This is a genomic window from Erwinia sp. 198 (assembly GCF_003937915.1).
Classification (GTDB): domain Bacteria; phylum Pseudomonadota; class Gammaproteobacteria; order Enterobacterales; family Enterobacteriaceae; genus Erwinia; species Erwinia aeris.
Map to the genome: position 1 here is coordinate 94191 of NZ_RHUM01000014.1, position 13047 is coordinate 107237.

Annotated in this window: 10 protein-coding genes and 1 other annotated feature; of the genes, 6 read left to right on the top strand and 4 right to left on the bottom strand. The window is 57.3% G+C overall.

Annotated features, from left to right (window positions below; translation table 11 throughout):
* Positions 1 to 45 precede the first annotated feature (45 nt).
* On the bottom strand, positions 46 to 2742 hold the full coding sequence (locus EGK14_RS18185) for a cation transporting ATPase C-terminal domain-containing protein (protein WP_125290500.1): 2697 nt from the start codon (positions 2740 to 2742) through the stop codon (positions 46 to 48).
* A gap of 341 nt (positions 2743 to 3083) precedes the next feature.
* Between EGK14_RS18185 and sltY the strand changes: the two genes are divergently transcribed.
* Both sltY and trpR read left to right on the top strand, forming a co-directional pair.
* Positions 3084 to 5006 (top strand): murein transglycosylase, encoded by a 1923-nt coding sequence (gene sltY, locus EGK14_RS18190; RefSeq protein WP_125290548.1) that lies wholly within the window; start codon positions 3084 to 3086, stop codon positions 5004 to 5006.
* 53 nt (positions 5007 to 5059) lie between these two features.
* Complete coding sequence (gene trpR, locus EGK14_RS18195) at positions 5060 to 5389, top strand: trp operon repressor (protein ID WP_125290501.1); 330 nt, start codon at positions 5060 to 5062, stop codon at positions 5387 to 5389.
* On the opposite strand, the gene yjjX is transcribed toward trpR, so the two are convergent.
* On the bottom strand, positions 5375 to 5917 hold the full coding sequence (gene yjjX / locus EGK14_RS18200; RefSeq protein WP_125290502.1) for an inosine/xanthosine triphosphatase: 543 nt from the start codon (positions 5915 to 5917) through the stop codon (positions 5375 to 5377). The two genes, trpR and yjjX, sit on opposite strands and share 15 nt — an antisense overlap.
* A 51-nt stretch (positions 5918 to 5968) precedes the next feature.
* Here yjjX and gpmB point away from each other — a divergent pair, with 51 nt between their 5' ends.
* Entirely contained in the window at positions 5969 to 6616 is a 648-nt protein-coding gene (gene gpmB / locus EGK14_RS18205) for a 2,3-diphosphoglycerate-dependent phosphoglycerate mutase GpmB (protein WP_125290503.1), read from the top strand.
* 28 nt (positions 6617 to 6644) lie between these two features.
* On the opposite strand, the gene robA is transcribed toward gpmB, so the two are convergent.
* On the bottom strand, positions 6645 to 7526 hold the full coding sequence (gene robA, locus EGK14_RS18210; protein WP_125290504.1) for an MDR efflux pump AcrAB transcriptional activator RobA: 882 nt from the start codon (positions 7524 to 7526) through the stop codon (positions 6645 to 6647).
* A gap of 174 nt (positions 7527 to 7700) precedes the next feature.
* Between robA and creA the strand changes: the two genes are divergently transcribed.
* A complete protein-coding gene (gene creA, locus EGK14_RS18215) occupies positions 7701 to 8174 on the top strand; it encodes a protein CreA (protein WP_125290505.1) in 474 nt (157 codons plus the stop codon).
* 48 nt (positions 8175 to 8222) lie between these two features.
* On the opposite strand, the gene arcA is transcribed toward creA, so the two are convergent.
* Entirely contained in the window at positions 8223 to 8939 is a 717-nt protein-coding gene (gene arcA, locus EGK14_RS18220) for a two-component system response regulator ArcA (RefSeq protein WP_125290506.1), read from the bottom strand.
* Between the two features lie 606 nt (positions 8940 to 9545).
* On the opposite strand from arcA, the gene EGK14_RS18225 reads away from it, so the two are divergent.
* Positions 9546 to 10244, top strand: a complete 699-nt coding sequence (locus tag EGK14_RS18225) for a tRNA/rRNA methyltransferase (RefSeq protein ID WP_125290507.1) — start codon at positions 9546 to 9548, stop codon at positions 10242 to 10244.
* Between the two features lie 195 nt (positions 10245 to 10439).
* Positions 10440 to 10564: a sequence feature (Thr leader region), on the top strand.
* A 22-nt stretch (positions 10565 to 10586) separates the two neighbouring features.
* Positions 10587 to 13046 carry a bifunctional aspartate kinase/homoserine dehydrogenase I gene (gene thrA / locus EGK14_RS18230; protein WP_125290508.1) on the top strand — a complete coding sequence of 820 codons (2460 nt, stop codon included), beginning with the start codon at positions 10587 to 10589 and terminating at the stop codon, positions 13044 to 13046.
* Position 13047: the final 1 nt, after the last annotated feature.

Below are 13047 nucleotides of genomic sequence, written 5' to 3' on the forward strand. Positions count from 1 at the left end.
CACGGCACCCAGGCGTTGTAAATCTTGCGGGCAGGTCGTGCGCGATTATTCTGCCGGATGCCACTGTTCGATGGCGGACTGCCGTCGGCGCCGCATCAGCATTTTTTCCAGCTCGAATACGGCAAACAGCAGCGCGCCGACGACCAGCGTGAGCAGCCAGGCGTTCTGCGGCAGCGGCACGGTGGCAAACAGGTTTTGCATCACAGGCAGGCCGAACAAAGCCAGTTGCAACAGTGCGAGCAGAGCGCTCGCCAGCCAGAAGCCATAATCTTTCAGCAGGCTGGTATTGAGCGAGGATCGCGTCGGTTCGCGGCAGTTCAGCAGCCAGACCCACTGCGCCACGATCAGCGTTTGCAGCAGCACGGCGTGGATAAATTTCGGTTCGTAGCCGCGTGATTGCAGCCAGAGCTCGGTCATGAAAGCGCTCAGCATAATGGTTACGCCTGTAAAGCCGAGGCGCCAGAATCGGCAGCCTTGCGCCGTCCGGCTCGCTTCCTGTAACCGGGAACAGACAAGCGTAGACGCTGTTTTTCCGGTGATAAGGCTAACGGCAAGCGTGACCGACGCCGCTACGTTTATCCATAAAACCTGAAGGGGCGCGAGCGGAATGAATTTTCCTGCCAGCAGGGCGGCGATAAACAGCAGCGTCTGCGCCAGGCAGATTGGCAGCGTAAAGCGCCCCGCTTTTTTCAGGCTGCCACGAAGGCGCTGGCCTTCCTGCACGGCGCTGATAAGAGCGGCTAAATGATTATCGGGCAGCACGATATCGGCGATCGCTTTTGTCGCGTCGCCGTTTGCAGCCTCTGTCGCAATGCCGACATCGGCCTGTTTGAGCGCGGGTATATCCTGAGCGCCGTTACCGGTGATGCCGACCACTTCGCCCTGGCTTTGCAGCGCGGCGACCAGCCGTTGTCTGTGTGCGGGCGTCATGCCCACAAAGATGTTATAGCGATCCACCGTCCTGGCCAGCTCAATATCGCTCATTCGCTCCAGCTGGCAACCGGTTAACTTGCTATGGCTGTCGCCAATGCCTGTCATTCGACCGATGGCCAGCGCCGTTTCCACACGGTCGTCGGCCAGCATTTTTACCCGGATCCCGGCACGCTGGCATTCGGCAATCGCGCTGGCCGCTTCAGGACGCGGCGGATCCAGCATGGCCGCTATACCGCAGAAAATCAGGCCGTTTTGCAAATCATCGTGGCAAAACGCGGCCTGGGATTTATCGGCCGGACGGCAGGCGCTGGCAATAAGGTGTAGCCCTTCCGCAGCGTGGTGCGCTATTTGCTGCTGCCACCAGGCGACATCCAGCGCTTCCACGCCCTGTCCGGTCTGCTGGAAGTCGCATATCCGCAGCAGCGCTTCCGGCTCGCCGAGCGCCAGAATATAGCTTTCGCCGTTAATTTGATGGCGCGTCGCCTGATACTTTCTGAGGTCATCAAACGGCAGCTTATCCAGTAGCCGCGCCGCCCGTGCAGGCAGGTGCGCTTTGGCGGCCGCCACCTTAAGCGCGGCCTGCGCCGGCTCGCCGATGATACGCCAGTTTTTTTCCTCATCTTTTAGCAGCGTGCTGTCGCTGCACAGATCCATATTTCTTAGCAGATCGCGAAGCCGGGCATGTACGGCTGGCGTTATGACGGCGCCGTCTTTTTCCTGTAAAAAGCGGCCTGTCGGCTGGTAGCCGTTGCCCTCTACGCGGATCGTTTCCTGGTGCAGGATCAGCGCCCTGACCGTCATTTCGTTCATCGTCAGCGTGCGGGTTTTATCGCAGCAGACGACGCTCAGCGCCCCCAGCGTTTCCGCCGTGGAGAGATGACGGACGGTAATATTCATTTTTCTCAGTCGCCATATGCTTAGCGCCAGCGCCAGCACGATAATCATCGGCAGCCCTGCCGGCACGGCGGCAACCGCCAGGCCAGCCAGCGTCTGCATCAGTCCCTGCATCGGCAGGCTGTGCCGCAGCAGCGCATAAAAGAACAGAAAAGCGCTCAGCGTGACCATCAGCAGCCAGAAGCCGTTGCCGAGCCTGTCGAACGATCTTAGCTGCGCCGTCCTGCGTGGTCTGACGGAGCACAGGGCTGCCTCAATGCGGCCCAGCTGTGTTTTTGCTCCGGTGGCTACCGCAATACCGGTAGCGCAGCCCGAAACCAGCGTGGATCCGCAAAAAAGCATATTGCTGCGGGCTTCTGCAGGCCGTTCGCCTTTGGTCGGGGCCGTTTGTTTGGCAACGGCGGTCGCTTCTCCCGTCAATACGCTTTCATCTACCCGCAGATTTTGCGCCTCGATCAGGCGGAGATCGGCAGGGACTTTATCACCCGCACCCAGCATAATGATGTCGCCCGGCACCAGGCTGCGGGTATCTATCTGCAGAATATTACCTTCACGCCTGACGCTGGCGCGGTCGGGAAAGCCGTCAGCAAGATTTGGCGAGCTTTGCCCGGCGTTTTGCTGTAGCCAGTTAGCCAGCAGGTTAAGCAGGATAATGACAAGGATGGCGCCGGTATCCCGCCAGTGCCCGGTGACGGCGGTTAACACCGAAGCCAACAGCAGAACGCAGATGGGCGCAGTAAGCAGGCACATCAGCGGGTACCGGTGCCTGCGCGGCGGCAGCGTATTGGGGCCGAGGCCGACCAGACGCTTCTGCGCCTCTTGCGCGGAAAGCCCCGATTCACGACTCTGCATTCTTTTTATTACGCCAGCCGCGTCGTAGCGATACCAGGCAGGCGGCGATTTTAATTTTTGCATCACAGGTAATCCTTGCGGGGGAGTGGATAACAGAACCCGCTACCAACGTCATAACATCAGCGAGTCAGATGGCTGTTTTCCGCCAGTCAGGCTAAAGGCGGGTAGCGTTGAGGCGAGCAAGGAAGGCTATGCTGGAGGAAAGCAGAGTACGGATTGTTGATCGCAATTAACCTTTAGCCAGGCAAAATAGCGTGACGAAGCCCTGTTGACCCGGCGTTTAAAGAAGTCAGGTTAAGTAAATTTGCCGATGCGGCATAGCGGGAGTCGCCAGGCCTGGTTAGCATGTTAAGAGCTTTAATGGTAAGCACAGGACAAAGAGAGGCGTTAACGTGGGAAAGGTCATGGCGGACAAGTGGCGGTTTTGGGTGGCAGGCGCTTGCCTGACGATAGCGGCAAGCACGGCGCACGCGGATTCGCTGGATGCGCAGCGCACGCGCTACCTGCAAATCAAGCAGGCCTGGGACAATAAACAGATGGATCAGGTTGCGCAGCTCATGCCCACGCTGCGCGATTACCCGCTTTATCCCTATCTTGAATATCGCGAGCTGGCACAAAGCCTCGATCAGCAGAGCAGCTTCGTTATCAACGATTTTATTAAAAAGAACCCGACGCTGCCGCCGGCTCGCGCGCTTTCCTCAAGCTTTATCAACGAGCTGGCGCGACGCGAAGACTGGCGTGGCCTGCTGGTGTTCAGCCCGACCGAACCTAAACCTGTTGCCGCACGCTGCAACTGGTACTACGCCAAATGGGCCACCGGCGAGGAGCAGGTGGCCTGGAAAGGGGCCAAAACGATCTGGCTGCGCGGCACCTCGCTGCCGCCGGGCTGCGACAGGCTGTTCAGCGCCTGGCAGGCGGCAGGCGAACAAACGCCGATTACCACCCTGGAGCGGATTCGTCTGGCTATGGTGGCCGGCAACAGTAATCTGGTGAATTTCCTGGCGGATCGGCTACCTGAGGATTATCAGACCATCGCCAGCGCGGTGAAGGATTTGCAAAACAATCCGCAAAACGTGGAGGCCTTCGCCCGTATTGCCGGCCCGACCGATTTTACCCGTCAGGCCACCGTCATCGCTTTCGCGCGCGTGGCGCGTGAAGATGCCGAAAACGCCCGCGCGATGATCCCGACGCTGGTGCGGCTGCAAAAGATGAGCGAGCAGGAAGAGCAGAGCCTGAAAGAGGCGGTCGCGTGGCGATTAATGGGCAACGACGTGACCACGGAACAGGCGCGCTGGCGCGATGACGTGGTGATGCGCAGCGATTCCGATGCGCTAATCGAGCGCCGCGTCAGAATGTCGCTGGGCAACAACGATCGTCGCGGGCTGAACACCTGGATCGCCCGACTGCCGGTAGAAACCAAGCAGAAAGATGAATGGCAGTACTGGCAGGCCGATCTGCTGCTGGAACAGGGGCGCAAAGAGGAAGCCGATAAAATCCTGCGCGGCCTGATGCAGGAGCGCGGCTTCTATCCGATGGTCGCCGCCCAGCGACTTGGCGTCGCCTACCCTTTACAGGTGGACGAAGCGCCGTCGGTAGAGCGCAGCCTGACTCAGGGGCCGGAAATTGCCCGCGTGCGTGAACTGATGTACTGGAATATGGATAACCTGGCGCGAACCGAATGGAGCTACCTGGTCGGCAGCAAAAGCCGCAGCCAGCAGCAGCAGCTGGCGCGCTACGCCTACGAGCAGAACTGGTGGGTGCTCAGCGTGCAGGCGACCATTTCCGGCAAGCTATGGAACAGCCTGAAGGAACGCTTCCCGCTGGCTTATCAGGAACAGTTTAAGCGCTATACGGAAGGCAAAGCGATCCCGGTCAGTTACGCGATGGCGATTGCCCGTCAGGAGAGCGCCTGGAATCCGAAAGCCCGCTCGCCGGTTGGCGCGTCCGGGCTGATGCAGGTCATGCCCGCGACCGCGCAGCATACGGTGAAGGTCTATAGCCTGCCGGGCTACAGCAACAGCAGCCAGCTGTTGGATCCGGAAACCAATATCCAGATCGGCTCCCAGTATCTGGAATCGGTCTACCAGCAGTTCGGCCAGAACCGCATTTTTTCTTCGGCGGCCTATAACGCCGGGCCGTCGCGGGTCAGAACGTGGCTGGGGAACAGCGCTGGCCGACTGGATGCGGTCGCTTTTATCGAAACCATTCCTTTTTCGGAAACGCGTAACTATGTAAAAAACGTGCTGGCTTACGATGCTTACTACCGTCACTTTATGCAGCGGTCGGACAATATTCTCTCTGACGGCGAGTGGCAGCGACGCTATTGATCCCGTACGGCCTGTGCTAGACTGCTGTACTAGTTAAAGAGTATGGGCCACCTATGACTGAACCTTCCATTCCCGTAACGATGGAACCGCACAACGAAGAGTGGCAGCGCTTTGTTGTGCTGCTCCAGCACGCTTTTGACAACGGACTGCACCTGCCGCTACTGCAGCTGATGATGACGCCGGACGAACGCGAGGCGCTGGGCACGCGCCTGCGTATTATTGAAGAGCTGATGCGCGGCGAAATGAGCCAGCGCGAGCTGAAAAACGATCTGGGCGTCGGCATTGCTACCATTACCCGTGGCTCAAACAGTCTGAAAAGCGCGCCGCCTGCCCTGAAAACCTGGCTGGAGGCGCAGCTGCTGAACGGTTCAGATAAGATCTGACCCGTCGGCGCTTTGTTGGTATACCGCGTTATGGAAAGGGCAGAGCGCCAGGATCAGCGACTGATGATAGACGCTGGTGCGGCTGAGCTGACCGGCGGTAAAGGCGCCGATCGCGCCGCCCTTATGCTTGATGTTTTCAATGCCGGTCAGGCTCGCCATCACTTCGCCCAGCTCGCGTCCGGCCGCAATGCCTTTCAGCACCACCGGCGGTAGCGTAAAGCTGGCGGAGCGTGACTCGCCGCGCCGCTGACGGTTTTCAATCACCATCCAGGCAAACGCGCTATCGCCTTCAATACCGGCTTCAATCGCCACCCAAAAATCCGCCTGCGGACGCAGCTGGCGGGCATTTTGCACACGCTGGCGTGCGCCAGTTCTCGTTTCTGCATCGGTAAGGGGCTGCAGGGCCACACCGCTGTCGACCTCGACGCCCTCCATATGGCAGGATCCCTCACCGAAAATATCGCTGAAAGCCTGAGAAATTGCCTTAATTTTTGCCGGATTAATGGTTGCAGCGACAACATGGTACATAATTGTTTGAACCCCTTACGCAAATTTGCCGCAGTATAACGGAAAACAGCAATGTTACAGGTCTATCTTGTTCGCCACGGAGAAACGCTTTGGAATGCAGCGAGACGCATTCAGGGACAGTCGGACAGCGCGCTGACGGCTAAAGGAGAGCAGCAGGCGCGGCAGGTGGGTGAACGGATGAAACATCTGGGCATTACTCACGTCATCGCCAGCGACCTGGGCCGCACCAAACGCACGGCTGAAATCATCGCGGACGCCTGCGGCTGTGCAGTCACGCTGGACAAGCGTCTGCGCGAGCTGAATATGGGCGTGTTGGAACAGCGTCCGCTGGATTCACTGACGCCGGAAGAAGAGAGCTGGCGCACCACGCTGATCGACGGCACCGAAAACGGTCGTATCCCGAACGGCGAGTCAATGACGGAGCTGGCCGCGCGGATGCACGAGGCGCTAAACGCCTGTCTGAACCTGCCCGCCGGCAGCCGTCCGCTGCTGGTCAGCCACGGTATGGCGCTGGGCGTGCTGGTGAGTACGCTGCTGGGGCTACCCGCGTGGGCCGAGCGTCGGCTACGGCTGCGCAACTGCTCCATTTCCCGCGTCGATTATCAAAAGAGCGCCTGGCTGGCGGCCGGTTGGGTAGTGGAAACGGCGGGAGACGTGTCGCATCTGGATGCGCCCGCGCTGGACGAGCTGCAACGCTAACGGAGGCGCAAAGCCGGGCTGAACCGGCTTATTCCTCAGCCTGACGGCGGATCGGGATCAGATATTCGCAGCGGATATCTTTTGGCGGTTCCGGCTGCCGTTTGCCGCCGTGCGTGTGGAAACGCTCAATATCCTGCCCGTGACGGCGCGTCAGCTGTAGCGTCGGCATACAGGTACCGTAAAGCAGCAGGATAAATTCCTGCAGGCTGGTTCTCGGCCCCTCGTAAGTAAACTGCACGTACTCGCCACCTTCCAGCAGCACCGTTTGCGTTGCCGGGACGGGGGGTAAAAGTTTATCGGACGGCACGGCGGTGGTGTAGAGAATTTCCTGCTCGTCATCTTTTTCCACGCTCGGCCGCGACTGGTGCAGGCCGTACAGCACGGGCGGGATGGTGTCCGTTTCCGTCAGAAACTGCCGCCAGAAATGCAGGCGCATCTCATCGCGGTAGCTGGAAATCTGCTCCAGCGTGCAGGTATAGCTTTGCGTTTGTCCCACCAGCACCGTTTCCGGCAGGGTGACCCAGGTGGCTTCGGGCAGCTGAAAGTCATCCAGCCGGATCGGCGGACGCAGGCCAAAGGAGTGCCAGTCGGACGCGCGACGATACCATGCCGGCGTCTGGTTAAACTGTTTTTTAAACGCGCGCGTAAAGGTCTGCTGCGAGTCGAAGCGATACTGCAGGGCAATGTCCAGAATAGGGCGGCTGGTCAGGCGCAGCGCGACCGCGGCTTTTGACAGCCGACGTGCGCGAATATAGGCGCCGATAGCATGACCGGTAACTTCTTTAAACATCCTTTGCAAATGCCATTTTGAATAGCCTGCTCTGGCTGCAACGTGATCCAGAGACAGCGGCTGGTCAAGGTGGCCTTCAAGCCAGGCCAGCAAGTCGCGAATGATACCGGCTTGATCCATAAAACGTCCTCATCCTGATTAATATTGGTGCCGCAGCAGTGCTGGACGTGCTGATAGTGAAATTTCGTTTTGTTAGTCCGGTATGCTATACCGGGGCACGCCAGATCCGCCAGCGTAAAAGCGCTAAGCGAGGTAACTTACAATGTCATCTATTTTCTATGCAATGGTAACGTTATGACAATGAAAAAAATGTTAATGGTCACGGCAATAATGCTCGCCCCTTTTACGGTGCGTGCCGAAGTGGTCGGCTCGGTCGATACCACGTTTAAAGTGTTTGGACCCGATCATAAGATTATGGTCGAAGCCTTTGACGATCCCGATGTACAAAACGTGACCTGCTACCTCAGCCGGGCAAAAACCGGTGGAATCAAAGGCGGATTAGGTCTGGCGGAAGATACGTCGGATGCCGCTATTTCCTGCCAGCAGGTTGGGCCGATAACGCTCAGCGATAAGATTGCCCAAGGGAAAGCAGAAGGTGAAGTGGTATTTCGTAAGCGCACGTCGCTGGTGTTCAAAAAGCTGCAGGTAGTCCGCTTTTACGACCGCAAGCGTAACGCGCTTATTTACCTTAGCTATTCCGATAAGGTGGTGGAAGGTTCGCCTAAAAATGCGTTAAGCGCCGTTCCCATTATGCCCTGGAGCCGCTAAGGCAAGCGAGAGGGGCCGCGAAAAACGACCCCTTAACGCAGCACCGGCTTACTCCTGCAGGTCGCCGCAGAAACGGTAACCTTCGCCATGAATAGTGGCGATAATTTCCGGCGTATCTGGCGTGGACTCAAAATGTTTACGAATGCGGCGGATGGTGACATCCACGGTGCGATCGTGCGGCTTCAGCTCGCGGCCGGTCATTTTTTTCAGCAGATCGGCGCGGGTCTGGATTTTGCCCGGATTTTCGCAGAAGTGCAGCATCGCGCGGAATTCACTACGCGGCAGCTTGTACTGCTCGCCCTGCGGGCCAATCAGCGAGCGGCTGTTGATATCCAGCTCCCAGCCGTTAAAGCGGTAGCTTTCAACCAGCTTGCGTTCCTCGCTGTGCGGCGCCAGATTCATGGTGCGCGACAGCAGATTACGGGCGCGGATAGTTAGCTCACGCGGGTTGAAAGGCTTGGTGATATAGTCATCCGCCCCGATCTCAAGGCCAAGGATCTTGTCGACTTCGTTGTCCCTGCCGGTCAGAAACATTAGCGCCACGTTGGCCTGCTCACGCAGTTCACGAGCCAGCAGCAGGCCGTTTTTGCCGGGAAGGTTTATATCCATGATGACCAGGTTGACGTCGTTCTCCGTCAAAACCTGATGCATTTCTGCACCGTCCGTAGCTTCATAAACCATGTAGCCTTCGGCCTCAAAAATACTTTTGAGAGTATTGCGAGTAACTAATTCGTCTTCAACGATAAGTATGTGCGGGGTCTGCATGTGTTCGCTACCTAAAATTGCCAAAAAACGATATGGGCATACAGCAGTTACCGTATGGGTAATACGCGGGCGCCGATTGACGCGTAACGCGGGCTGTACGGAATATGTTCACAAGCCATTCATGGACCGGAAAATACCAGCTAAAAAAGGTATATTCCCTGTCTCGGCAAGGTCAAAAATGGCGTATATCCTAACCTCATTAACAGCAACATAACAGCACAAGCCATGACCAACAGCCAATAAATAAAGCTTAATTGACCTATATCAATCCAATTGTAGCACGTTGAGGTGCTGTTGAAAAACGCCCCGCCAAAGGGCGATTTAGCTGGATAGGCGCCGTGCAAAGATGAAAAAATAAACGGCTTTCTTCACAAAGAGTATAGATAAATTTTAACAATTCTTAATTGCCTGAACTACATAAGATTATCGTCAGATAAATGTTTTTATCGCTAAAATCAGCGGAAAAAAGCCGTAGTTTATAATTATAGCTGGTCAGACAGGTCGTTAGTATGTTGTTGATTTGTTAAAATCATAGCAGAGGTTTCCTGCCCATCCTGTGTCATGGGATGGTCAGGATATGTCCATATTGAACTTAAGAAGGCTCTTATGCGTTTTCCCCTGATACTTGTTTCACCTGCACGACCTGAAAATGTTGGGGCGGCGGCCCGCGCCATGAAAACCATGGGGTTTGATGAATTACGGATCGTAAACAGCCAGGCGCATCTGGAAGCAGGCGCGCGCCGGGTCGCGCATGGCGCAGGCGAGATCCTGGAAAAGGCTACGCACTGGCCTTCGCTGGCTGCCGCACTGGCGGATATCGACTTCAGCATCGCTACCACCGCGCGAAGCCGGGCAAAATTCCGCTATTACGCCACGCCGCAGCAGGTAGAAAGCCAGCTGGCGGAAAAGCAGCAGTGGCTCGGCAGCGCGGCGCTGGTGTTTGGGCGTGAGGATACCGGCCTGACGAATGAGGAGTTAGACCTGGTGGATCTGCTGACCGGCATTCCGATGGCGGCGGACTATCCTTCGCTGAATCTTGGACAGGCGGTGATGGTGTACTGCTACCAGCTGGCGGCGCTGCGTCAGGTCGCCGTCGCGCCAGCCGTAACGGCTGACGGTCAGCAGCTGAAGGCGCTGCGTCAGCGGCTCAGTCAGCTGGTTGAGCGGCTTGAGGTCAGCGACGATCGCAAACTGGTCGACTGGCTGGATCAGCGTCTGGGCACGTTGCAACAGCGCGACACCGCTATGCTGCACCGGCTGCTGCACGACATAGAAAAAAATCTTATAGATAAAAAAACTGGCTAACGCTCTGTACATAGCAAGACATGCTAAGGATAAGCGGCTTTCGCCTTGATTAAGATCTGTTTTCAGGCCAAATGCCTGGCGGGCGTTTTGTCAGCGGATTTGCACCTGCGGATAAAAAAATTGACTTAGCCAGGGCTTTGCTTTACTTCTGAAAGCGGACAAATTCAAGACAGACAGTAAAATCTAAAATGCGTACTCACAGCCTGATGACAACAATCATTATTACCATCACCACCATTACCACAGGTAACGGTGCGGGCTGACGCATACAGGAAAAAATAAAAAAAGCCCGCACCTTAAACAGTGCGGGCTTTTTTTTCGGCAAAAATTCAGGAGATGATTATGCGAGTGCTGAAATTCGGTGGAACCTCAGTCGCCAACGCGGAACGATTTTTGCGCGTGGCGGATATTCTGGAGAGCAATGCCAGGCAGGGACAGGTTGCTACCGTATTGTCCGCGCCGGCCAAAATCACCAACCATCTGGTGGCAATGATTGAAAAAACCATCAGCGGGCAGGATGCGCAGGTAAACCTGCTCGATGCCGAAAAGATTTTTGACGTGCTGCTGCAAGGGCTGGCGGAAGCGGAGCCGAACTTTCCCTATGCCCGTCTGAAAGCCGTGGTGGATGCGGAGTTCGCTCAGCTGAAGCAGGTGCTGCACGGCATTGGCCTGCTCGGCCAGTGTCCGGACAGCGTCAATGCTGCCATTATTTGCCGGGGCGAGAAGCTGTCAATCGCCATTATGGAAGGGCTGCTCCAGGCGCGCGGCTACGGCGTCAGCGTGATCGATCCCGTTGAAAAGCTGCTGGCGACAGGCCACTATCTTGAGTCCACCGTGGATATTCCTGAGTCCACTCGCCGTATCGCTGCCGCGCAGATCCCTGTCGAAAATATGATCCTGATGGCGGGCTTTACCGCTGGAAACGAAAAGGGCGAGCTGGTGGTGCTGGGCCGTAACGGCTCCGACTACTCCGCCGCCGTGCTGGCTGCCTGTCTGCGCGCCGACTGCTGCGAAATCTGGACCGATGTCGATGGCGTTTACACCTGCGATCCGCGTCAGGTGCCGGACGCCCGTCTGCTGAAAACCATGTCCTATCAGGAGGCGATGGAGCTTTCCTACTTCGGCGCTAAAGTGCTGCATCCGCGCACCATCACGCCGATCGCCCAGTTTCAAATTCCCTGCCTGATTAAAAATACCGCCAACCCGCAGGCGCCCGGCACGCTGATCGGCGGCGACAGCGCCAGTGATGACAACCCGGTAAAAGGCATCACCAACCTGAATAACATGGCGATGTTTAACGTCTCCGGGCCCGGCATGAAGGGGATGATCGGCATGGCCGCGCGCGTGTTCGCCGCCATGTCCCGCAGCGGCATCTCCGTGGTGTTGATCACCCAGTCTTCTTCCGAATACAGCATCAGCTTCTGCGTGCCGCAAAGCGATCAGCTGCGCGCTCGTCGCGTACTGGAAGACGAGTTCTTCCTGGAGCTGAAAGACGGGCTGCTGGAACCGCTGGACGTGATGGAAAATTTGGCCGTGATCTCGGTGGTGGGCGACGGAATGCGCACGCTGCGCGGTATCTCCGCGAAGTTCTTCTCGGCGCTGGCGCGGGCCAATATCAATATCGTCGCCATCGCGCAGGGGTCTTCAGAGCGCTCTATTTCCGTGGTGGTACATAACGACGATGCCACGACCGGCGTGCGCGTGGTGCACCAGATGCTGTTCGCCACCGACCAGGTTATTGAAGTGTTCGTCATCGGCATCGGCGGCGTTGGCGCGGCGCTAATCGAACAGCTTTCCCGCCAGCAGGCGTGGCTGAAGAACAAGCATATCGATCTGCGCGTCTGCGGCATCGCCAACTCCAGAGCGCTGTTGACCAACGTGCACGGCATCCCGCTGGATAACTGGCAGGCCGCGCTCCAGGAAGCCAAAGAGCCTTTTAACCTGGCGCGCCTGAACCGTCTGGTGAAAGAGTATCATTTGCTTAACCCGGTCATTGTCGACTGTACCTCCAGCCAGGCCGTGGCCGACCAGTACGCGGATTTTCTGGCCGATGGCTTTCACGTCGTCACGCCTAACAAAAAGGCCAATACCTCGTCCTGGCAATACTATCAGCAGATGCGCGCGGCCGCCGCCAAATCGCGCCGCAAATTCCTGTACGATACCAATGTGGGCGCGGGCCTGCCGGTGATTGAAAATCTGCAAAACCTGCTTAACGCCGGTGATGAGCTGCTGCGTTTCTCCGGCATTCTGTCTGGTTCGCTTTCTTATATCTTTGGCAAGCTGGATGAAGGCGTGTCGCTGTCGGAAGCGACCCGTACGGCGCGCGAAATGGGCTTTACCGAGCCGGATCCGCGCGACGATCTCTCCGGGATGGACGTGGCGCGCAAGCTGCTGATCCTGGCACGTGAAGCGGGCTATCAGCTGGAGCTGAGCGATATCGAAATCGAAGCCGTGCTGCCGGAGGCGTTTAACGCGCTGGACGTGGAAACCTTTATGCAGCGGCTGCCGGAGCTGGACGACGCTTTTACCGCCCGGGTGCGCCGCGCGGCCGATGAGGACAAAGTGTTGCGCTTTGTCGGCGTGATTGAAGAGGGTGGCCGCTGCCACGTGAAGATCGATGCTGTTGACGGCAACGATCCGCTGTATAAAGTCAAAAACGGCGAAAATGCTTTAGCTTTTTACAGCCGCTATTATCAGCCTATACCGCTGGTGCTGCGCGGTTACGGTGCCGGTAACGATGTGACCGCCGCGGGCGTGTTTGCCGATCTGTTACGCACCTTGTCATGGAAGTTGGGAGTTTAAA

Coding starts and splice junctions, on each gene's coding strand:
- EGK14_RS18185 (WP_125290500.1), bottom strand. CDS start 2,742: ATGCAAAAATTAAAATCGCCGCCTGCCTGGTATCGCTACGACGCGGCT.
- sltY (WP_125290548.1), top strand. CDS start 3,084: ATGGCGGACAAGTGGCGGTTTTGGGTGGCAGGCGCTTGCCTGACGATA.
- trpR (WP_125290501.1), top strand. CDS start 5,060: ATGACTGAACCTTCCATTCCCGTAACGATGGAACCGCACAACGAAGAG.
- yjjX (WP_125290502.1), bottom strand. CDS start 5,917: ATGTACCATGTTGTCGCTGCAACCATTAATCCGGCAAAAATTAAGGCA.
- gpmB (WP_125290503.1), top strand. CDS start 5,969: ATGTTACAGGTCTATCTTGTTCGCCACGGAGAAACGCTTTGGAATGCA.
- robA (WP_125290504.1), bottom strand. CDS start 7,526: ATGGATCAAGCCGGTATCATTCGCGACTTGCTGGCCTGGCTTGAAGGC.
- creA (WP_125290505.1), top strand. CDS start 7,701: ATGACAATGAAAAAAATGTTAATGGTCACGGCAATAATGCTCGCCCCT.
- arcA (WP_125290506.1), bottom strand. CDS start 8,939: ATGCAGACCCCGCACATACTTATCGTTGAAGACGAATTAGTTACTCGC.
- EGK14_RS18225 (WP_125290507.1), top strand. CDS start 9,546: ATGCGTTTTCCCCTGATACTTGTTTCACCTGCACGACCTGAAAATGTT.
- thrA (WP_125290508.1), top strand. CDS start 10,587: ATGCGAGTGCTGAAATTCGGTGGAACCTCAGTCGCCAACGCGGAACGA.